The organism is Sorlinia euscelidii, assembly GCF_036452135.1.
Taxonomy (GTDB): Bacteria; Pseudomonadota; Alphaproteobacteria; order Acetobacterales; family Acetobacteraceae; genus Sorlinia; species Sorlinia euscelidii.
This window is the reverse complement of record NZ_JAWJZZ010000004.1, coordinates 281,761-297,783: the sequence shown is the minus strand read 5'-3', so window position 1 is coordinate 297,783 and position 16,023 is coordinate 281,761. Positions and strand designations below refer to the sequence as shown.

Below are 16,023 nucleotides of genomic sequence, written 5' to 3'. Positions count from 1 at the left end.
CTTATCAGTCTTCAGAAAGATGGGGCGCGCGTTGCGGTGCAACCCATCGCGCGGTGATGATCGAGACCTCATAAAGCAAGATGAGCGGCACGGCGAGACCAATCTGCGTAATCACATCCGGCGGCGCCAGGATGGCGGCGATAACGAAGGCCGCAACAATGGCATATCGTCGGAAACGCTTGAGGTCTTTGTAGGAAATAATCCCCACACGCGCGAGCAGGGTCAGCACGACGGGCAGTTCAAAAGCGACGCCGAAAGCCAGCACCAGTTTCATGACTAGGGAAAGATATTCCGAGACTTTAGCCTGTAACTCCACATGCATACCGCCATATCCGGCCGGATTCGTCTGGAATGACAGGAAGAACTTCCACGCAACGGGGAAGATAATGAAATAAGCCAGTGCGGCGCCGAGAATAAACAGAAAAGGCGTCGCGAGAAGGAAAGGTAGGAAAGCTCGTTTTTCATTACGATACAGACCGGGCGCGATAAATATCCATGCCTGCACCGCGATCATGGGGAATGAGAGAAACAAGCCGCCAAACACAGCGACCCGCACATAGGTAAAAAACGCCTCTGGCAAAGCCGTGTAAATCAGGTGCAGCGCCTCCCCCTTCTGCGCCATCACTGTTTCAAGCGGGCGCGCGAGGAAGAAATAAATCGTCTCGGCATAATGATAACAGAAGAAGAATGCGATGACGAACGTCCCCAAAGACCAGAGCAGCCGACGACGCAACTCAATGAGATGGTCCAGAAGCGGCATGGCCCTGTCATGCATCGTCGTGTGATCCTGATCCGTCATCCACCTCTGCCCTTTTTGTGGCCTTTGACTGATGTTCTGCCACTTAGGCTTGTCAGCACGGCGGCCCCGTTACGTGACATACTACACACGGCGCGCTGGCGCGACGAGATCATGAGATCAAAAATGCGGGCGGGATCGCTGATGACAGATTGTGATCGCGACGGATCCGGGGCCTATTTATTGCGTGGGCGCAAGAGGAATTCAAACATCCAGCCGACTTTTCGCAAGCTTTCTGCCTGAGTCCAGACTGACGCGCCGACCACCATGCATGACACGGACAGGCGGCAGGTAACGCGGTGCCATTTTATCCCGGCTTTCCCGGGCGATGCGCTGCGCGGTGGCGGGCGGCAGGCTGGCCGGTATCGCGCCGATGGGAAAAGCGTGCTTCTTGTCCGCTGATACGTTTGACAAAGGTGCTGTCCGCGTCACCTCGGGTGGAATTTCCTGATGATCGCGTTCCGTAGGGCGATGCGATGGGGAGGAAAGTGACGGCGGGGGCGGCGTCACGTCGATCCCGTCGCGCAAAGTGCGGTCCGGGTCGATGTTTTTGAGGAGGCGATCGCGGATATGCGTTGGATGCAGGTCCCTTAAGGACGACGTGGCCTCCTCAAGATCCGCCTCCTTCACGAAGTCATCCACATGCGTTTGAAATTCGCTGGCCATGCGGCGGATTGCCTTGACGGCGCGGCTGACGGAGCGGATCGCGACGGGCAGATCTTTTGGCCCGATAAAAATCAGGGCGATGATGACGACAACCGCGACCTCGGACCAACTGAAATCGAACATAATGTGACCTGCCTCAGGAAGTCGCGACCGGCGCGACATCTTCCGCGTCATCTTCTGGCACATCCAGCAAGTCAGGGTCCAGTATCAACTCCTCCCGCCGTGGGAGGGCGGAAAGATTTTCAAGCCCGAATTTGGCGAGGAATCGCGATGTGGTCGCCCAGAGAACGGGGCGGCCCGGCACGTCCTTCCGACCGGACGGGGCGATGAGGCGCTCTTCAATCAGCACATCGAACACGGCCTGACTCAGGGAAACGCCGCGGATTGTCTCAATATCCCCGCGCGTGCAAGGTTGGTGATAGGCGATGATGGCCAGAGTTTCCATTGCGGCGCGCGTTAAACGCCGTGGCTTTTCAATGACGCGGGTCAGCGCCGCCGCATATTCCGGTCGCGTCCGGAAATGCCAGGATGGGCCGATTTTCTGCAATGTGACGGCCCGGGATCGATAATCCTGCATCAATTGCTCAAGCAATTGCGGCACGAGACTGGGTTCAAATCCTGACCGCGCCAGAACATCGCGCATGGCGGCCTCCGTCACCGGCTCCCGGCTTGCAAAAATCAGCCCTTCCAACAGATGCAGCGCGTTCATGACGAAATCTCCCCCGAGACAGCCGGGCCAAACCTGATTGGCGCGAAGGGCTCTGATTGTTCCAATTCTAAAGCGCCTGTCTTCGCCAATTCAAGGCAGGCCGTCAGCGCCCCGGCAAAAGCGGCTTTGAAAGCGAAAGGCGTCTCCAACGCCTGCGCGCGGAAAATCTCCTCAAGGTCACGCCAACAGCCGCGCTGTGTCGTATTTAACAGGCGCTGCAACGCCGAAAGCGCATCTCCGATCGTCCAGAACTGGGCAAGTCTGGGCGTGTAGATTTTTTTTCGGTGACGTCGCCGATGCAGGCTGAGATAAGCGCCGATCAGAACCGGCAGATCGGTCGTCAGGCCGGAGCGGTCTATAACGGTCAAGCGTTCCTCCTCGCCCCGTGCAAACACGACTTCATCGAGAATAGGCCGCCCCGACAGCCACGCCGCGGCAGAACGCACCTGCTGCAAAGCCTCCAGCCGGTCCTGCAATTGCCCGGTCGCTTCCTGCACGTCCTGCAGTGCGTCATCCTGCGGCAGAAGCAGCTTGGATTTCAGCCAGGTCAGCCATGCCGCCATCACCAGCCAATCCGCTTCCAGTTCAATGCGGACCTGACGGGCATGTTCCATGAAAGCGAGATATTGCTCGACCAGTGCCAGGATCGAGAGTTGGGTGAGATCGAATTTCTGCGCTCGTGCTAGGTCGAAGAGGAGGTCAAGCGGCCCTTCAAAACCGTCCAGAGCGAGCCAGGGCTTCTCCGCCTCTTTTAACGTTGCTTCCGGCAGGTTCTCGGCAGGTATTGGCGTCGGCGCACGCATTCTTCACCGTCGGACGGCGTAACAGGGCAATTTGCGCCCTTTCACGACGCTGCATGCCGCCATCGCGTGCGCCAAAGAGGGATAGCCGCCCACCCAGATGCGATAGAGCATTTGCCCACGGATCAGTTTCGGCACGATAAAGACGGGTTTCCGGGAAAGCTGCCCCTCCATCCGGCGTGCAATGCGCGTCCATTCACGCTGTGCTTTATCCGCCTGATTAAAAGCGCCGAGCTGGATATAAGATGAACTGGCGGGCGGTGATGCGGAAAGCACCGCTTTGCGCACGGGCAGATGGGCGCTGGCATCCGTCGGCGCAGGCGGCGCGGCCTGCACTGCCTGACGTGGCTGCGGCGCGGGTGTTGGCTGCGTTTTGACTGGCGCCATGACTGCCGGGGCCTGCGCTGGTGCGTCCTGCGGCTTGTCCGTTGGCGTATTGGTGGGTGCTGTTTCATCGACCGACGGCGTGTCGGTCGCCTCCGAGGGGTCAGGTTGTGACGCCGCATAGCGCGCGGCCAAAGCGGCCAGTTTCGGTTGTTCCGGCCCCGGCGCCAGATGGGCCCGACCCGTGCCCGCCGTGCCCAGATCCGCGGGGATCCCGCTCAGAACGTGCATCCCGCCAGGGTCCAGCGGTTTTTCCCGCAATGGGACGGGCGGCGGGGCAATAATGGCGATTTCCCCGCGATGACCATCAAGCAGGGAGCGCACGCCGACAATCAGGGCAAGGATGGCGCCGATCCCGCCAGCGCCGTAGACCAGCATACGGGTCATTTTATCGGATTGCGCGAAAGCCGTGACATTCTGACGCCCCATCGCCGTGTCACGCATCTGACTTGCCGCGCGGGGGTCGAGGCGGCGGGAAGAGTCGTCTTCCGGCGCGGCGGGCGCGCGTGACAGGCGGGCGATCAGCCTGGCGACACGGCCGACTGGCGCTGTCGAAGGGCTCTCCACCCGCACTTGTTTGGCGCGCCGCCTGATGCGAGACGGGGGTGGTTCTGTATCAATCGACACGACACCGAGGCGCTCACGCCCATGGGGCACTGACGGCGCAGGACGATCAGCGTGGGACGGATTTTCCTGCCAGACCTGGTCGGTAAAATCGTCTTGAGGCTTCTGGTGCGGGTCCTGTCCCGCTGCGTCATATCCCTCCGGCGCGCCATGCCCCGGCCGATCGTCATTCTGCATCACATCTCCTCGGCGGGGGTCACACCCAGGATAGCGAGGCCGCAACGCAGCACATTGGCGACGGCGGCCACGAGCGCCAGTTTCGCGAGAGAGGCTTCTTTCTCATCTTCCCGCAGAAAGCGCAGCGTGGTGTCTTCCCGCCCCTTATTCCACAAAGCGTGGAAGTCTGCCGCAAGTTCACCGCAATAATACGCGATGCGATGCGGCTCCCGCGCAAGGGCAGCGCCCTCAACCATGCGCGGGAAACTGGCCATACGGCGAATCACGGCGAGTTCAGCGGCAGATGCGATGGTATGAAGCTGAGGGGCATCACCCGCCAGCGCGGCATCCACATCTCCACCGAACATGTCGCGTGCCGCCCTGATGACGGAGCAGCAGCGTGCATGGGCGTATTGCACGTAGAAAACCGGATTATCACGCGTTTGCGCAATCACGAGGTCAAGGTCGAAATCCATCTGCGCATCGGCCTTGCGCGTCAGCATGGTGAAGCGGACAGCATCCTTGCCCACCTCATCCAACAAATCACGCAATGTGACGAAAGTGCCCGCGCGCTTGGACATACGCACCGGCACGCCGTTTTTTAAGATGCGGACGATCTGGCAGATCACCACTTCAAACGCGGTGCGACCATCCGTCAGGGCCTGCACCGCCGCACGCATGCGGGAGACGTAACCGCCATGATCCGCGCCCAGCACATCAATCAGGAGGTCGGCCTGGCTGGCTTTCTGGCTGTGATAGCCCACATCATTGGCGAAATATGTGTTCTCCCCATTTGATTTCTTGAGAGCGCGATCGACATCATCGCCGAAAGACGTGGATCGGAAGAGGGTTTGCGGCCGCGGCTCCCAGTCATCCGGGGTTTTGCCTTTGGGGGCTCCAGGACGCCTTCATAAATCAGGCCTTTCCCTTCAAGAGATTTGATGGCGCGATCCACCTCTCCCCGGGCGTAAACATCCGCTTCGCTTGAAAAAACATCATGCGAGATGCCTAAAGCTTGAAGGTCAGCTCGGATCTGCGTCATCATGGCGTCCAGCGCGGCGCGGCGCACCGTTTCAAACCAATTTTCCGTCGGTGCAGCGGTTTTTTCAGAGGTGGCGAGGGACGCGCCATATTTCTCAACCAGCATGTCGGCAACGGGCAGAAGATACTCACCCTATATTGCAGCCCGGTCGGCGTCAGGGCGGCGAAAGCATCCTCTGTGAGGGATGTCCCGATTTTCTGGAGGTAACGCCAGTAGACCACCCAGGCCAATGCCGTTACCTGCGCCCCGGCATCATTGATGTAATATTCTTTCAGGACGGCATATCCGGCCTTCTGAAGCAGGCGGGCGAGCGCATCACCAACAACCGCGCCGCGGCAGTGCCCGACATGCATCGGGCCTGTCGGGTTGGCTGAAACATATTCCACATTGACGCGCTTCCCGCCGCCAATGGCGCTTTCCCCATACGCCGCACCCTGACGCAGGATACCGGGAAGCAGATTCTGATAAATTCCGGGGGAGAGGGTGATGTTGACAAAACCAGGCCCGCGGCCTCGGCGGAAGCAATCTCTTCCTTTTGCTGAAGCCTTTTCGCAAGAGACGCCGCGATTTCCTGCGGTTTGCGCCGGGCCGGTTTTGCGGCCAGCAAGGCGCCGTTCGTCGCCATGTCGCCATGAAGTGGATCTTTCGTCGGGGTCAGTTCCACACGGTCCAAAATCTCATCCGGGAGATCGGGGACGATATCGCGCAGAGTCTGCCGCACCACCTGCTGATACTGCTTGAACAGACAATTCTGCGCACCCGAAACGTGATCGACCATGAATCCTGACTTCTCTTACCTGTAAAATGAACGGTTCAACCTAATACCGATAGTTCTGTCAGACGTCGATGCTCCTGCATCGCGAAACGATCGGTCATGCCTGCGATATAATCCGCTACGACGCGCCTGCGGTCGCTTGCTGATGACGCCGTAATGGCGGAATGTCGCCACGCATCCGGCAGGAGCGCGACATCCTCCGCCAGCACATTGAAGAGATCGGTCGTAACCATCCGCGCCTTGCGCGTCATACGTTTCACTTTCCAATGGCGATAAAGCCTGTCCATCAGAAACCGCCTTATCAGGTGATTGGCGGCGCGGATGTTTTCGCTGAAGCCAATGACCGGCCGGTCCGCCAGGCGGATATCATCGGCCACCTGCGGGTTGAGCGCTTCAAGATTTTGACGGGATTGCTGCGTCAGATCCGTCACGAGATCGCCGATAATCTGACGGACCATCTCATGCCGGATGCGGCTTTTCCGGCTGGTCGCATCCTGCGGAACAACCGCCCATGCGGCCTGCAACGCCGCGCCGATCACGGGCAGATTTTCAAGGTCGTCGAAGCAGATCAGCCCGGATTTCAATCCGTCATCCAGATCATGCCCATGATAGGCGATATCATCGCTCATGGCGGCAATCTGCGCCTCGGCAGACGCGTAACTTTCGAGATTGAGGGGATGGAGGCGATCATAATCGGCCAGATAGCGGGTGGGTTTGCGGAGCGGGCCATTATGTTTGGCCAACCCTTCAAGCGTTTCCCAGGTCAAATTCAACCCGTCAAAACCGTGATATCGGTGCTCCAGCTTTGTGACCAGACGCATGGACTGGGTGTTGTGATCAAACCCGCCCTCATCCTCCAGGCATTTGCGCAGCGCATCTTCACCCGCATGTCCGAAAGGCGTGTGCCCCATATCATGCGCCAGGGCCAGTGCCTCAGTGAGATCCTCATTCAAGCGGAGCTGACGCGCGATGGATCGGGCGATCTGGGCGACCTCGAGAGAATGTGTCAGTCGGGTGCGGAAAAAATCGCCTTCATGGTTGATGAAGACCTGCGTCTTATATTGCAGTCGCCGAAACCCATCTGAATGCAGCACACGGTCCCGATCACGCTGCCATGGCGTCCTGGATGGCGAGTCTGCCTCAGGGTGCAGACGCCCGCGTGCCGTCTCGGGGCGGACGGCGTAGCAGGCAATGTCGGGTGGCGTCATGGCAACTCTCCAGGTGATCCTTGAGATTAGCGGTTTACCGATTATATTGACTCATTATGACGACAAATTCAGCCCCACAAAACCCCGCCCCTGAAAGCCCCGCTTTTTCCGTCTCGGACGAGGCGGCACGTCGCATCGGGGAAATCCTCGCGGAGCAGAGCGCGCCCTCGGGCACGTCCCTGCGCGTCGCGGTGGATGCCGGGGGGTGTAACGGGTTTCAATATCGATTCAAACTCGATGACGCACGCCATGAGGATGACATTGTGATTGAGCAGGGCGGCGTTTCGGTTGTCGTCGATGAAACGAGTATGACCCTCCTTTCCGGTGCGCGGCTTGAATGGGTGGATAAATTGATGGGCGCGCATTTTGCGGTAAGTAATCCCAATGCGGCCTCCTCCTGCGGGTGCGGCTCCAGCTTCTCCCTCGATTAAGGGCCCGCATTGATCAGGGAATGAACAAGAATAAGAGGGGCGCGATTTGAAAATCACGAGTTGGAACGTCAATTCCGTGCGTCAGAGGGGCACAGCCGTCATGGCGTGGCTGGCGGCGCATCAGCCGGATGCGCTTTGCTTGCAGGAGTTGAAATGCCAGGACGCGCAATTCCCCGCCACGTTGCAGGAAGCTGGCTATCATTGCACCGTCATGGGGCAGAAAGCCTATAATGGTGTCGCCATTTTGACGCGTGAGGAACCAAAGGTGATCTCACCGGGCCTGGACGGTTTTGACTATGATGAAGCCCGCTATCTGGAAGTCGTCATCGGCGATATCTGCATCGGCAATCTCTATCTGCCGAATGGCAATTCCGGAGGTGCCGACGGATTTCAGAAAAAACTGGATTTCTTCGCGGCGCTGACGCGGCGCGCACATGAGAAACTTGTTTCCGGGCAGGCATTCATTTTCCTCGGCGATTATAATATCTGCCCGACCGATTTTGATTTCGCCCCCGGCGCGCTGGACCCGCATGATGCCCTCATCCGACCGGAAAGTCGGGAAGCCTGGAGACGCCTTCTTCATCTCGGATTGACGGACGCCATGCGCGTCCTGCACCCGCATGACCCCTGTTATACATATTGGGATTATCAGGCCGGTGCCTTGCCGCGCAATCGCGGGTTACGGATTGACCACGCTTTGCTCTCCCCCTCCATGGCGGACAGGCTCTCGACGGCGGAGGTCGATCGTGCCGAGCGGGAGAAAGACCGGGCGTCGGATCACGCGCCGGTCACGTTCGGTTTCCTGCCGGCGCGATGAGGTGCGCCGATCGCCTCTCAGGAAACGATTTTGGGTTTCGGTGGCAGGGGCGCCAGAGATAATTCCTTGAGACGCTCAGATGTGATCTGGGCAGGTGCGCCCATCATCAGATCCTCCCCCTGCTGATTAAGCGGGAAGAGGATCACCTCGCGGATATTCGGCTCATCCGCCAGCAACATCACCATGCGATCCACACCAGGTGCGGAACCGCCATGCGGCGGCGCGCCGAAGCGGAAGGCATTCAACATGCCGCCAAAATGCGCCTCCACGACCTTTTCATCATATCCTGCGATTTCAAAGGCGCGGATCATGACATCCGGCAGATGGTTACGGATCGCGCCGGAGGAAAGCTCAATGCCGTTACAGACGATGTCATACTGATAGGCTTTGATCTCCAACGGGTCCTGCGTCTGCAACGCTTCCAGCCCCCCTTGCGGCATGGAAAACGGATTATGTGAGAAATCGATCCGCCCCGTTTCCGGATCGCGTTCATACATGGGGAAATCAATAATCCAGCAGAAGCGGAAAGCGTTTTTCTCAACCAGATCAAGCTCTTCCGCAACACGCGTCCGCACGAGCCCGGCAAATTTCGTCACATCCTCACGTGGGCCAGCCGCGAAGAAGACAGCGTCCCCCGCGGCAAGGCCACAAGCCTCACGGATGGCGGTGACGCGTTGCGCATCAAGGTTTTTGGCGATAGGCCCCTTGCCGCCATCTTCCTCAAAAATAATGTAACCCAGCCCTCCGGCGCCGTTCTCACGCGCCCAGTTATTGAGCTTGTCAAAGAAACCACGCGGTTTCGTCCCCGCGCCAGGGGCCGGGATGGCGCGCACCCATCCGCCTTTCGCAACGATCTGCGCGAACAGCCCGAAAGAAGCGCCATCAAAAACGCCCGTCACGTCACAAATGATGAGAGGATTGCGCAGATCGGGTTTATCGGAACCATATTGATCAAGCGCATCCTGGTAAGTGATGCGGCGGAAGGGCGCCTGATCCACCGTCCGCCCCTTGCCGAACTCGGAGAAGACGCCGCCGAGCACGTCTTCCATAACCGCAAAGACATCTTCCTGCGTGGCGAAAGCCATCTCGAAATCAAGCTGATAAAACTCGCCCGGGCTCCGATCCGCGCGGGAGGCCTCATCCCGGAAACACGGGGCGATCTGGAAATAGCGATCAAACCCGGCGATCATCGCCAATTGCTTGAATTGCTGGGGTGCTTGCGGCAGAGCGTAAAATTTGCCTGGATGAAGCCGCGCCGGCACAAGGAAGTCTCGCGCCCCTTCCGGCGAGGAAGCCGTCAGGATCGGCGTCTGCAACTCGATGAAGTCATGGGATTGCATCCGTTGCCGCAGACTTGCAATAATGCGGGAACGCAGAAGAATATTGCGATGCATCTGCTCACGCCGCAGATCAAGATAACGATGTTTCAGGCGCAGATCTTCGGGATAGGACTCGCTGCCATTCACCTGAAAAGGCAGCACCGTCGCGGCTGACTGCACCACCAGATCCTGCGCGCGGATCTCGATATCACCTGTCGGGATATTGGCGTTGCGCTGCCCCCCCTCACGCAGAACAACCTCACCCGTGACCGTGATGACGCTCTCCACACGGAGGCGCTCAGCAACGTCCAGTAAGGATGTTCCGGCGGGGATGACGATCTGCGTCACGCCGCGTTCATCCCGTAAATCGATAAAGAGCAGGCCACCGTGATCCCGCTTGCTATGCACCCAGCCTGAAAGCCGCACAGTCGTGCCCGCATCACCCGCACGGAGGGCGTTGCAATAATGGGATCGATAAAGATGCATCACGGCTTTCCTGTTCTGGCGTACGCAGTCAACGCGCACCCTCGGCATCGCTGAAGCCTCGAATCAGGTCAAGAAAACCTGATGAGACGATGGCAGGAATAAGAGGGCACCGTTTGACTGCGCAAAAAGCCGCCGAATCCGGCTTATGTCAAGCTTCGTCAAAGCGGACGGCGATGCGCCCCATCTCTTTCGGATGTTTTGAGCCAATCACCCCGACCAGTTTTCCCTTTTTCTCCAGCCGGGCGATAAATTTGAAATTATCGACATCACCATCGATCTCAATATGGTCATAATCCTCACCCGGCCAGCCCACCCATTCCAACTTCTGATCATATTGCTGTGTCCAGAAATAAGGCGTCGTCAGTTCCTCAACCGGCAGGCCCAGCATGGCGCGCGCAGCAATCTGCCCCTGGCTTTGCGCGGTGCGCCAATGCTCGATGCGGTAGCGTTTCTCACCAAAGGGCACACTCGCAATATCCCCCGCCGCGAAAACATCATTCCCCAGCGACATATGATGATCCACATCCAGGCCACCATTGCGGGGATTACGGGGAAGGCCGTCTATATAATGCAATTCAGGCTCTGCCCCCGCTCCTACGAGCACCACTGAAGCCGTCAGGCGCGTTCCATCATCCAGCTCAACCCAGTCCACACGCCCTTTTCCCCTGATTTTCACGACATTGCGCTTGGGGATAAAGGCTGTGCCGTGATCCTCATGCAGGCGGCGCAGGCTGGATGCGATGTCCGGGCCGAACTGTTTCTCAAACGGGAATTCCGTTCGGGAAACGACTGTGACACCGACACCTCTTTTTCGTAAGGCGGCGGCGGCCTCCATACCGATAAAACCGGAGCCGATAATGACGGCAGCCACTTTGTCCCCCAGTTGCCCCGCAATGGCCAGTGCATCGGCGGCACTGCGCAAAGTGTAGACACCCTCAAATCCGATACCGGGAATATCGAGTTGCTTCGCCGCCGATCCGGTCGCGAGCAAAACATGCTCCGCCGTAATCGCATCCCCTTTTTTCAGCTCAAGGGTGCGCGTCTCATAATCGAAACGCACGATTTTATCATGCACGAGATCGACGCGGTGCTCCGTGTACCAGTTTTCATCACGTAATGGGGGGATTTCAATATCTTCCGGCGCGGCGGCGAGGGTGGATTTACTGAGCGCAGTGCGATCATAAGGTTTACGCTCTTCAGGGCTGATCATGGTGATGCGCCCTTCAAAGCCGGACTCCCTTAGGGTCACGCAGGCGGCCAGCGCGGCGGCACCCGCACCGGCAATGGCCACGTGCTCATGCTGCCGCATGGGGGTGGGTTGTGGCAGGGCTTTCGGCTTGACGGAAACATAGACATCACCGCCCCGCACCATTGCCTCATATCTTTCCAGCGGATCGAGGGCCGGGGGGGCAATTCTGCGTCCATTTTCCACCGAGAAGACGGCTTTATGCCAGGGGCAGACGAGCGCATGGGTAAAATTGGTGAGGGAGCAGACAACCCCCTTCTCCATCGGCGCACCCTTATGCGGACATTTCCCGGCGAAAGCACGCACCCCGTCTGCAATACGGAGCAGAATAAGCGGCGTGTCATCCAGTTTGACGGCCTTGGGGATATTTTCCTCCAACGTGTCAAACGCGGCGACTTTAACCCAGCTTTTCCTGACTTCACTCATAAGAGCGCCTTTCTATCGGAAACTCCGAGGAAGAGAGAACGCAAGTCCCGCAAAAGGGTTGAGCAAGTCATAACGAAACATGGCCCGCCAGATGCGGTGGGGCCTCAGATGACGTGGAGATGAATGAAACCGGGCGTGTTGAAAAAGCCTATCGAATCAACGTCGGACAGATTGAAATCCGCGCTAAATTTCTGACACGCCTGAGGGCGCATCCGGGCGCCACGTCCCTCGAACCGATCAGGTCAGAACGAATCGTCAAACCCGCCGCCATCATCGCCGCCCCAACCTGCGTCGTCACCCCCCCAACTGGGGTTATTATCGCCGTGACCCCATTGGTCCACGTCATAATCATTTCCGGCATCAATCCCGGACCCGGCGAAGGGGTCCTGCCCCATTTCACCGAAATTACCGGTTGCAGCCCCGCCGGCAAGGCCGCCCGCAGCGGGGTCAACGCCGAAATGATGGCTTGAGAACAGGCTGGATAGGGCGTTTGCCGCCAACATACCGCCTGCGACGCCTGTCGCCGTCGTCAAAGCCGAGCCGAGAAACCCGGTTCCGCGGGCCGGAAACATACCGGTATTGTAATTGGGTGGGTAACCACCCTGGGCCCCGAAACCCGGATTGGGCGCGGGCTGCTGTGGGTAAGGGCCCGGCGCGCCCTGCGGTGCGCCCCAGCCGGGCGGCGGCGACGCATTTTGCTGCGCGCGATTACCGCCGAACAGATTGCTCAAAAACCCGCCTGACGCGCCGCGCTGGGCCTGTTGATGCGCCTGCTGAAGCTGAAACTGCAATTGGCGAATGCGATTTTGCGCCTCAGCCAGCGCCGCCTCCTGAACCACCGCCATTTGAGTTACGCGGTAAGCGGCCTCCGGATGTTTTGAAAAATTTTCCTTGATCCATTGATCCGCTTCCGGGTCGATAGGGGCAAGGGCCGTGCCGGGCTGGGCATTGCTTTGCTCACCACCGACACGCGCGACAAATTGCGCAATAAGGTCACGTTCCTGCTGGTTCATGGGGCGCTCTCCGCGTCAAAACAATGTCATTTGAATGTGGGGGCAATTCCCTATTCTGGCAAGTATCATGCGAAGATGTGTTTTCTTCCCCGTCCTGAGGCGTTAAGAGGGAGGCTTTATCAGACTTCGGAGCTGTCGAGCGTGACGTTACAGCCATCGGATCGGGGGACGCCCCTCTCCTTTCAGAATATGATTTTGCGTCTGCACACCTTCTGGTCAGAGCGGGGCTGCGCCATATTGCAACCCTATGATACGGAACTCGGCGCGGGCACGCTCTCCCCGCATACAACGTTGCGCGCCCTCGGGCCACGCCCCTGGAAGGCGGCGTACGTCCAACCCTGCCGCCGCCCCTCTGACGGGCGTTATGGGGAAAATCCGAACCGCCTTCAACATTATTATCAGTATCAGGTCCTTTTTAAACCCACACCCGAAAATAGTCAGGACCTCCTCCTTGAATCCTACCGCGCCATCGGCATCGACCCGCATCTCCATGACATACGCTTTGTGGAAGATGACTGGGAAAACCCGACAATCGGCGCTTGGGGACTGGGATGGGAAGTCTGGTGCGATGGGATGGAGGTGACGCAGTTCACTTATTTCCAGCAGGTGGGCGGTATCGCGACCGAGCTCCCTTCAACCGAATTGACATATGGGCTGGAACGCCTCGCCATGTATGTGCAGGGCGTGGAGAATGTCTATGACCTCGCTTATAATGATGCGGGCCTGACGTATGGCGATATTTTCCGCCGGGCGGAACAGGATTATTCCAAGTTTAATTTTGAATGCGCCAATACAGAAATGCTTTTTCGACACTTTATTGATGCGGAGCAGGAAGCGACGCGTCTGGCGACGGACGGGTTGGCGCAACCCGCTTACGATTACTGCCTGAAGGCCAGTCACATTTTCAACCTGCTTGACGCGCGCGGCGTGATCTCCGTTTCTGAACGTGCCTCCTATATTAGCAGGGTGCGCACGCTTGCGAAGGCGAGTTGCGAAGCCTGGCTCGCAGGTGAAAAAGAGGTGCATCATGGCTGAGTTTCTTCTCGCGCTGGAAAGTGAGGAAATCCCTGCCGCCATGCAGCAGCCCGCCACGGAAGCGCTCGCGCAGGCTCTGAAGGAGCGCCTGTCAGCTCTGAAGCCATTCGATTTGAAGCCATTCTGGGGGCCGCGGCGCATCGGTCTTGCTGTCACCATTGACGCCACCGTCCCCGCTTCAACGCAGTCGGAACGTGGCCCGCGTGTCACCGCGCCGGACCAGGCTGTAATGGGCTTCCTGCGCAAGCATGACGCAAAAAAATCTGATCTGCAGGAGGAAAAAGGCTTCTGGGTGCTGAATCGCGAAATCGCGGAACGCAGCGCGGCATCTTTCCTGCAGGAAATCGTGCCGGAGATGCTTTGGAATTTCACCTGGCCGAAATCCATGCGCTGGGGAAATGGCAGCGCCTTCACATGGGTGCGCCCGCTGCGCCGGATGATCGCGGTTCTGGATGGCGACATCGTGCCCTTCACGCTGGCGCGCGGGGATGATGACGGCCACGGGCTGACATCCGGCAATTTGTCACAGGGACATCGTTTCCTCGCGCCGGAATTGTTTGCGGTGTCCTCGTATGAGGGTTACCGGGAGGGGCTGCGGGAGCGGAAGGTTATTCTTGAGGCGGAGGCGCGACGGGATGTTATCCAGAAGGGCCTTAAGGAAGTTGCCGCGGCACAGAATCTCCAGATCGTTGAAGATAAGGGCCTGCTCGATGAGGTCGTGGGCCTCACAGAATGGCCCTTGCCAATGTTAGGCAAGATCGACGCCCAGTTTATGGAGCTGCCTGACGAAGTGCGGCAGGTGTCGATGCGCACGCATCAGCGCTATTTCGCAACGCGTTATGATGGTGGAAGCATTGCGCCTTTCTTCCTGTTCCTCGCCAATCAGGAATTTCCCGATGGCGGGGCCGCGACAATTGCCGGGAATGAACGTGTCCTACGCGCACGTTTCGCCGATGCGTGGCATTTCTGGGAGCTGGACCGCAAAGTGACTTTAGAATCCCGCGTCGGCGCGCTGGATAACGTCACGTTCCACGAAAAACTTGGCTCGGTTGGCGACCGCGTCAAGCGTTTAGTTGAGCTAACGGACGTGATTGCCGATATCGTCTGCGAGACGAATGAGGAAAAACGTCATGCGCACCGCGCAGCGGAACTCGCCAAGGCGGATTTGACAACTGGCATGGTAGGCGAATTTCCCGAATTGCAAGGGATTGCAGGTGAATATTATGCCAAACATGACGGGGAAGCCTTCGAAGTAACAGCGGCAATTCGGGCCCATTATCTTTCTTGCGCTGATGGCGAACACGGCATGCCTTCCTACGCCGCCATCGCCGTCGCTCTCGCGGATCGGTTCGATATTCTGGCCGGTTTTTTCGCGATTGGCGAGATGCCAACGGGCTCTGGTGATCCCTTTGCTCTAAGGCGTGCCGCGCTCGGCATTATCCGTGTCATTGACAGAGCAGGATTGACATTGGATTTGGAGGACGTTTTCAGGAAGGCGCTTACTTTGCAACCAGTCAATTGCGACCATTCGGCAGTTTTCGCGAAGTTCGACAAGTTCATGGCTGAACGTGTGCGTGTACAATTGAGGGGAAACGGTGTCGCTCAGGATATTATCGCAGCTGTCATGTCGAAAGCGATGGATAATGACATACGAGATCTGATGAGGCGCGCGGAAGCGCTTCGTTTGAGATTTTCCAGAGGTGACGGCCCACATCTTGTCGCTGCAAGTAAGCGCGCCGCGAACATCCTGCACATCGAAAATCGGAAAGATGGCCCTCACACGGGTGAGCCGGATGAAAGACTTTTTGTCGATCCTTCTGAACGGGCGCTTCACGAAGCTCTTAAGAGTGCGGCACCGGAAATCGCTAAGTTTATGGACTGGACTCACTACGAAAAGGCTATGAAAGCCGCCGCGACCCTCCGCGCGCCGATCGACCAGTTCTTCGAGGCCGTGAAAGTCAACGACCCTCACCCTGCCCGCCGCATCAACCGGCTGCGCCTTCTTAATAGGGTCAATGAAGTGCTAGGCCAGATCGCGGACTTCTCACAAATTCAGGGATAGGCTGCCGTGAAGAGGCGGCGCTGAGACC

The 16,023-nt window shown here is 58.4% G+C and carries 13 protein-coding genes and 1 pseudogene; 4 read left to right on the top strand and 10 right to left on the bottom strand.

All coding sequences use genetic code 11. The annotated features are described in order from the left end of the window. Window positions 1-4: 4 nt before the first annotated feature. The 7 genes and pseudogenes from tatC to CGLAMM_RS09410 all read right to left on the bottom strand — a co-directional run bounded on the left by tatC (window position 5) and on the right by CGLAMM_RS09410 (window position 7,160). Window positions 5-799 carry a twin-arginine translocase subunit TatC gene (gene tatC, locus CGLAMM_RS09440; protein WP_394820252.1) on the bottom strand — a complete coding sequence of 265 codons (795 nt, stop codon included), beginning with the start codon at window positions 797-799 and terminating at the stop codon, window positions 5-7. Window positions 800-1,000: 201 nt separating this feature from the next. Then, entirely contained in the window at window positions 1,001-1,624 is a 624-nt protein-coding gene (tatB, locus tag CGLAMM_RS09435) for a Sec-independent protein translocase protein TatB (RefSeq protein ID WP_418115624.1), read from the bottom strand. Continuing rightward, window positions 1,599-2,171: an SMC-Scp complex subunit ScpB gene (gene scpB, locus CGLAMM_RS09430; RefSeq protein WP_394820250.1), complete on the bottom strand. Its 573-nt coding sequence runs from the start codon at window positions 2,169-2,171 to the stop codon at window positions 1,599-1,601. The genes tatB and scpB overlap by 26 nt, the downstream gene beginning before the upstream one ends. After that, the gene (locus CGLAMM_RS09425; protein ID WP_394820249.1) at window positions 2,168-2,974 is read right to left on the bottom strand and encodes a segregation and condensation protein A; all 807 of its coding nucleotides are present in this window, start codon (window positions 2,972-2,974) and stop codon (window positions 2,168-2,170) included. Before CGLAMM_RS09425 ends, scpB begins: the two co-directional genes overlap by 4 nt. Before the next feature lie 3 nt (window positions 2,975-2,977). Beyond that, window positions 2,978-4,156, bottom strand: a complete 1,179-nt coding sequence (locus CGLAMM_RS09420) for an SPOR domain-containing protein (RefSeq protein WP_394820248.1) — start codon at window positions 4,154-4,156, stop codon at window positions 2,978-2,980. Further along, window positions 4,156-5,955 (bottom strand): annotated as a pseudogene (gene argS, locus CGLAMM_RS09415) (arginine--tRNA ligase). Before argS ends, CGLAMM_RS09420 begins: the two are co-directional and overlap by 1 nt. 35 nt (window positions 5,956-5,990) lie before the next feature. Continuing rightward, window positions 5,991-7,160: a deoxyguanosinetriphosphate triphosphohydrolase gene (locus tag CGLAMM_RS09410; RefSeq protein WP_394820246.1), complete on the bottom strand. Its 1,170-nt coding sequence runs from the start codon at window positions 7,158-7,160 to the stop codon at window positions 5,991-5,993. A 56-nt stretch (window positions 7,161-7,216) separates the two neighbouring features. On the opposite strand from CGLAMM_RS09410, the gene CGLAMM_RS09405 reads away from it, so the two are divergent. Then, window positions 7,217-7,591 carry a HesB/IscA family protein gene (locus CGLAMM_RS09405; protein ID WP_394820245.1) on the top strand — a complete coding sequence of 125 codons (375 nt, stop codon included), beginning with the start codon at window positions 7,217-7,219 and terminating at the stop codon, window positions 7,589-7,591. A gap of 46 nt (window positions 7,592-7,637) precedes the next feature. Continuing rightward, the gene (locus CGLAMM_RS09400; protein ID WP_394820244.1) at window positions 7,638-8,408 is read left to right on the top strand and encodes an exodeoxyribonuclease III; all 771 of its coding nucleotides are present in this window, start codon (window positions 7,638-7,640) and stop codon (window positions 8,406-8,408) included. A gap of 17 nt (window positions 8,409-8,425) precedes the next feature. On the opposite strand, the gene aspS is transcribed toward CGLAMM_RS09400, so the two are convergent. The 3 genes from aspS to CGLAMM_RS09385 form a co-directional block, all read right to left on the bottom strand. After that, window positions 8,426-10,213: an aspartate--tRNA ligase gene (gene aspS, locus CGLAMM_RS09395; protein ID WP_394820243.1), complete on the bottom strand. Its 1,788-nt coding sequence runs from the start codon at window positions 10,211-10,213 to the stop codon at window positions 8,426-8,428. Window positions 10,214-10,361: 148 nt separating this feature from the next. Then, entirely contained in the window at window positions 10,362-11,885 is a 1,524-nt protein-coding gene (locus CGLAMM_RS09390; protein ID WP_394820242.1) for an FAD-dependent oxidoreductase, read from the bottom strand. Between the two features lie 242 nt (window positions 11,886-12,127). Then, the gene (locus CGLAMM_RS09385; protein WP_394820241.1) at window positions 12,128-12,898 is read right to left on the bottom strand and encodes a DUF2076 domain-containing protein; all 771 of its coding nucleotides are present in this window, start codon (window positions 12,896-12,898) and stop codon (window positions 12,128-12,130) included. A gap of 189 nt (window positions 12,899-13,087) precedes the next feature. Between CGLAMM_RS09385 and CGLAMM_RS09380 the strand changes: the two genes are divergently transcribed. Both CGLAMM_RS09380 and glyS read left to right on the top strand, forming a co-directional pair. After that, window positions 13,088-13,933, top strand: a complete 846-nt coding sequence (locus tag CGLAMM_RS09380; RefSeq protein ID WP_394820308.1) for a glycine--tRNA ligase subunit alpha — start codon at window positions 13,088-13,090, stop codon at window positions 13,931-13,933. Further along, entirely contained in the window at window positions 13,926-15,995 is a 2,070-nt protein-coding gene (gene glyS, locus CGLAMM_RS09375; protein ID WP_394820240.1) for a glycine--tRNA ligase subunit beta, read from the top strand. The genes CGLAMM_RS09380 and glyS overlap by 8 nt, the downstream gene beginning before the upstream one ends. Window positions 15,996-16,023 lie beyond the last annotated feature (28 nt).